This is a genomic window from Protofrankia sp. CiP1_Cm_nod4, assembly GCF_982290645.1.
Window position 1 is genome coordinate 1 of sequence record NZ_CEVIVC010000117.1, and the last position, 3,729, is coordinate 3,729.

The window sequence follows — 3,729 nt, forward strand, 5'->3', positions numbered from 1 at the left end:
GGGTGGCCGGGCGGGCCGCGGGTTATGGCCGTCCCGCGGTATCCGTCCGAATCCACCCGGTCAGTAGGTCCGCCGGACGGACAGGCCCACCAGACCCATAAGGTTGACCGCATGGCGCAGTACGTCTTCCAGATGCGCAAAGTGCGCAAAGCCCACGGCGACAAAGTCGTTCTTGACGACGTCAGCCTGTCCTTCCTGCCCGGCGCGAAGATCGGTGTCGTCGGCCCGAACGGTGCTGGCAAGTCGTCGCTGCTCAAGATCATGGCAGGTCTTGACCAGCCGAGCAACGGGGACGCGACGCTGAGCCCCGGTTTCACCGTCGGCATGCTCGCGCAGGAACCGCCGCTGGACGAGACGAAGGACGTCCGCGGCAATGTCGAGGACGGCGTCCGGGAGATCCGCGCGGTCCTCGCCCGTTATGAGGAGATCAACGAGAAGATGGCCGCGCCGGACGCGGACTTCGACTCCCTCCTCGCCGAGCAGGCGGCCCTCATCGACAGGATCGAGGCGGCGAACGCCTGGGAGCTCGACAGCCAGCTCGACCAGGCGATGGACGCGTTGCGCCTGCCGCCCGGCGACGCCGACGTGACCAAGCTGTCCGGCGGTGAGCGGCGCCGGGTCGCGCTGTGCAAGCTCCTGCTCGAAGCCCCCGGCCTGCTCCTGCTGGACGAGCCCACGAACCATCTGGACGCCGAGAGCGTCGCCTGGCTCGAGCAGCATCTGGCCCGCTACGCGGGAGCCGTGCTCGCTGTCACCCACGACCGCTACTTCCTCGACAACGTCGCCGGCTGGATCCTCGAGCTCGACCGTGGTCATGCCTATCCGTACGAAGGAAACTACAGTACGTATCTGGAGACCAAGGCCGCCCGGCTCAAGGTCGAAGGCGGCAAGGACGCCAAGCGCAAGCGCATCCTCGCCCAGGAACTGGAGTGGGTGCGCTCGAACCCGAAAGCCCGCCAGGCCAAGAGCAAGGCGCGGCTCTCCCGGTACGAGGAACTGGCGGCCGAGGCCGACAGGGCGCGTCCCCGCGACCTTGAGGAGATCCAGATCCCGCCCGGCCCGCGGCTGGGAAGCGTCGTGATCGAGACGAAGAAGCTGCGCAAGGGCTTCGGTGACCGGCTCCTCATCGACGACCTGTCGTTCTCGTTGCCCCGCGGTGGCATCGTCGGCGTGATCGGCCCGAACGGCGTCGGCAAGACCACCCTGTTCACCCTGCTGACCGGCCAGGCGGCCCCGGACGCCGGTGAGCTCACCATCGGGGAGACCGTCAGGATCTCCTATGTGGACCAGGATCGTGCGGGCCTGGACCCGAAGAAGAACGTGTGGGAGGTCATCTCCGACGGGCTCGACCACATCGTCGTGGGCAAGATCGAGCTGCCCAGCCGCGCCTACGTGTCGTCGTTCGGCTTCAAAGGGCCCGACCAGCAGAAGCCCGTCGGTGTCCTCTCCGGTGGGGAGCGCAACCGGCTCAACCTCGCGCTGACCCTCAAGAAGGGCGGCAACCTGCTGCTCCTCGACGAGCCGACCAACGACCTCGACGTCGAGACCCTGCGTTCGCTGGAGGACGCGCTCGGGGAGTTCCCGGGCAGCGCGGTGGTGATCTCGCACGACCGGTGGTTCCTCGACCGTGTCGCCACCCACATCCTCGCCTGGGAGGGCACGGACGCCGACCCGGCCCGCTGGTTCTGGTTCGAGGGGAACTTCGCGGACTACGAGGCGAACAAGGTCGACCGTCTGGGCGCCGAAGCCGCCCGCCCCCACCGGGTCACCTACCGCAAACTCACCCGGGACTAGCCGCTGTGCGGCCGTTGGTGGACATGGGCGGAGATCCTGGCGGGCACGATCGTGCCCGCCAGGATCACTCCGGGCGGTTGACCAGGGAGCCGGCGGCCATCGTCAGGTAGTCCCAGAGGGGCTGGAAGTGCTCCGGGGGCAGGTTCAGCTCGTCGACGGCGGCCCGCATCCGGACCAGCCAGGCGTCCCGCTGGGCGGGGCCGATCGCGAACGGCGCGTGCCGCAGCCGCAGCCGGGGATGCCCGCGCTGCTCACTGTAGGTCGACGGCCCGCCCCAGTACTGGACGAGGAACATCCGCAGCCGCTCCTGCGCGCCGGAGAGGTCCCCCTCCGGGTAGAGCGGGCGCAGCAGCGGGTCCTCGGCAACCCCCGCGTAGAAATGGGCTACCAGCCGGCGGAAGGCCTCCTCGCCTCCTACCGCGTCGTAGAAGGTGTCTGTCGGACGGGCCGCGGACGGTTGCTGGGTCACAGCGACCATTGTGCTGGACGGATCGTGGGCGGCGAGCCCGATGCGGCCAACGGCATTTTTTCAGATCATCGGTTGCCGCCCGCCGCATCAACCGCATCAACCGGGGTGCGGCGCGAGCCAGACCGTCGTGTCCGGGGGGAGCGTGAGGGTGGTTCCGTCGTAGCCGACCGGGCTGCTGGCCAGGACGAGACGCCCCGGTATGACCAGGTCGACATCCGTGCCGGCGGTGGACATCACACAGGTCAGACCGGTCGCGCCGGAGGAGGGGCCCGGCGGTGTGCCGGGCGGGCCCGGTGGGGACGGGCGGTCGAAGGCCAGGACCGTGGGTGGGGTGTCGTCGCGCCAGCGCAGCCGGCCGGCGCCGAGCATGGGCAGCGCCCGCCGTAACGCCAGCGCCCCGCGCGCCAGGACCAGCGTCGACAGCGGGTCGGACGCCTGCGCGGCGGCGGCCAGTTCGGCCCAGCCGTCGGGCTGGGGGAGCCACGGTGGCACGCCGTCCGCGCTGAACCCGTACGGCGCCTCCCGCCCCGACCAGGGCAGCGGGACCCGGCAGCCGTCCCGGCCGGGACGGCTGTGCCCGGAGCGCTCCCAGACGGGGTCCTGCCGGTGTGCCGGCGGCACGTCCACCTCGGGCAGGCCCAGTTCGTCGCCCTGGTAGAGGAAGACCGGGCCGGGCAGCGCGAGCAGGGTCAGCAGCGCGGCGCGGGCCCGGCGCAGGCCGCTCTCGCCGCTGCCGTACCGGCTCGCCGGCCGGGTGACGTCGTGGTTGGCCAGCACCCAGGTGGTGGGCGCGCCCACCTCGGCGGTGGCGGCCAGGTCCGCGGCGATCGCCGTCCGCCAGGCCGGCGCCGACCAGGAGGCGGCCAGCAGCGAGAAGGCGAACGTCAGGTGCAGCTCGTCGGGACGCACGTAGCGGGCCAGCCGCCGGGGGTCGGCCACCCAGGTCTCGCCGACGAGCACCCTGGCCTGCCCGTCGCGGCGGCGGTAGTCCTCGACGATCGCGCGCCAGCGCTGGTAGATCTCGTGGACGCCTTCCTGGTCCCAGTGGTGGGGCTCGGCCCGCTCGCGGAAGAAGGGGATGCCGTCGGACGGGGGCGGCGGGTTGTCCGGCAGCAGGTCGTTCTTGATCAGGCCGTGGGTGACGTCGATGCGGAAACCGTCGACGCCGCGGTCGAGCCAGAACCGGACGGTGGCGTCGTGGTCGTCGCGGACCCTGGGGTGCCGCCAGTTCCAGTCGGGCTGTTCCGGGGCGAACAGGTGCAGGTACCACTGGCCGTCGGTGGCCCTGGTCCAGGCCGGCCCGCCGAAGACCGACACCCAGTTGTTGGGCGGCTCGTCGCCGTCCGCGCCGCGTCCGTCGCGGAAGATGTACAGGTCCCGCTCGGGGGAGCCGGCGCCGGCCGCCAGCGCGGCGCGGAAGGCCGGGTGGGCGTTGCTGGAGTGGTTCGGGACGAGGTCGACGAGCA

The 3,729-nt window shown here is 71.3% G+C and carries 3 protein-coding genes; 1 reads left to right on the forward strand and 2 read right to left on the reverse strand.

Annotated features, from left to right (window positions below; genetic code table 11):
• Positions 1-111: 111 nt before the first annotated feature.
• A complete protein-coding gene (ettA, locus tag AC5LSR_RS18535) occupies positions 112-1,794 on the forward strand; it encodes an energy-dependent translational throttle protein EttA (protein WP_250290518.1) in 1,683 nt (560 codons plus the stop codon).
• A gap of 64 nt (positions 1,795-1,858) precedes the next feature.
• Here the strand turns inward: ettA and AC5LSR_RS18540 are convergent, their stop codons facing one another.
• Both AC5LSR_RS18540 and AC5LSR_RS18545 read right to left on the reverse strand, forming a co-directional pair.
• The gene (locus tag AC5LSR_RS18540) at positions 1,859-2,272 is read right to left on the reverse strand and encodes a globin (protein WP_250283515.1); all 414 of its coding nucleotides are present in this window, start codon (positions 2,270-2,272) and stop codon (positions 1,859-1,861) included.
• Positions 2,273-2,359: 87 nt separating this feature from the next.
• Positions 2,360-3,729: alpha-amylase family glycosyl hydrolase (locus AC5LSR_RS18545; RefSeq protein ID WP_493468735.1), on the reverse strand; the 1,370-nt coding region annotated here is incomplete at its 5' end.